Source organism: Microvirga sp. P4_G7 (genome assembly GCF_056401005.1).
On sequence record NZ_JBFUKD010000813.1, the window covers coordinates 1 to 1,454 of the forward strand.

2 protein-coding genes are annotated in these 1,454 nt (G+C 59.4%); both read left to right on the forward strand.

Features of this window, described 5'->3' with window-relative positions; translation table 11 throughout:
* The first annotated feature begins 386 nt into the window (after window positions 1-386).
* Window positions 387-617: a hypothetical protein gene (locus AC1DT3_RS20925; RefSeq protein WP_477467121.1), complete on the forward strand. Its 231-nt coding sequence runs from the start codon at window positions 387-389 to the stop codon at window positions 615-617.
* A 470-nt stretch (window positions 618-1,087) separates the two neighbouring features.
* A partial coding sequence (locus AC1DT3_RS20930; protein ID WP_477467122.1) for a hypothetical protein occupies window positions 1,088-1,454 on the forward strand: 367 nt, incomplete at its 3' end.

Below are 1,454 nucleotides of genomic sequence, written 5' to 3' on the forward strand. Positions count from 1 at the left end.
CGAGAGGCTCTATAAGGAGTTCGGGACAAAGCTCTCGGGCAACGTCGATTTGTTCGCCCGAGCCATTGAGATTTACATGGGCCCCGAGAGGGTTCAGGAGGTGATTGAGAGGTTGACCGAAAGGGGACCTGACGCAGTGGACGATGACGAGAACAGCCCCTTTTGACCGCATCCTGTCTATTCCCTTGTAGTCTACTTTAGACACCCTACCCCGTCGCCACAGAGGGTAGCATCAGGCGGCTGCTTTGCGGCAATCGGTAGTAAAAGCCACCAATTCCACCCTCGATGGGCCGTGGTCCTAGGTGGATCATCGTGGTACAATTAATATTTGGTGCAACGTGGCGCACCCGCAAAGACGGCTCATCACTCTCTCAGGGAGTTCTGACATGGGCGAAATCACCACTTCACAAGCAATCTCCCGTCGACGTGTTCTTTCTCTCGTGGGCTTGGCGGCTGCCTTCGGCCTCGCAGTGCCCACTGCAGTCCTGACGGCGTCAGATGCCGAGGCTCAGACCCAAGGCATGGAGCGGCGTGGGGAGCGGCGCAGCGGACGCCACGAGCGGCGTACGGGGCGGCGCACTGGACGCCACGAGCGGCGTGAGGAGCGACGCGACTGAGTGAGAAGGTACTCGTGCCCGACGAGGTAGAGACCTCCGAAGAAGATAACACCGTACCCGATGGCCGATGCGAGTCCTTCAACAAACTATGCCATGTGTGACGTGCTTTCCACCGACAGACTGGAGGCATGATCCCACGACCTGAGCCCACTAACATCACTTGCGCCGCCGATGGAAGACAGAGCGCAAGAACCACACAAGGCCCCGCCATTCATTCGAGAGGTGGGGCCTTTCCTTTTACAGAGAGACACATGCCGACCAGAACCACCATACGCCCCGGCTATCATCAGTGCCGGAACCCCGGATGTAACGGGATCGCCCGATCCAGCATCGCCGTCTACTGCGAGAAATGCAGGAAGCGCGTCCGTGCCTCCGGAGATGCCCGACAGGTCACCGTGAGAAAGCCTGAGCTACGTCCCTATATCGACAGCGCCCGAGCAGCGATGCATCGGGGAAACGTGCCCCTGATCATGAGCAGCCTTACCCAGATCACCGCTCTTCTCCAGGATCACTGCCAGAGGTATGTCGACGCCTATCACCGGGGCACCCCAAGCAATCGTCACATGGTCGCCGCGTGTTCCGAGATCCTCAAGGTCACGAACACAGCAGAGCCCGATGAGATCGCCCTGGTGGTCGCCGGAATGTACCTCATGCTGGAGTACGACAGTCGACGCTTCCCGAGTGATGCAGGCTTTGATGGGCAGTTGGTCCGCCAAGTGAGGAGCCTGCACGGGATCGCTATGGGACGGACTGTCACCCTCGCCACGGGCAAGGATCGCGGCTGGTATAAGACGCTGTCCATCCAGTCCACCCAATTGATCGCGGGGTATCTCAAGG

Excerpts from the sequence above, each read along its gene's own strand:
- AC1DT3_RS20925 (WP_477467121.1), top strand. The coding sequence starts at position 387 with ATGGGCGAAATCACCACTTCACAAGCAATCTCCCGTCGACGTGTTCTT.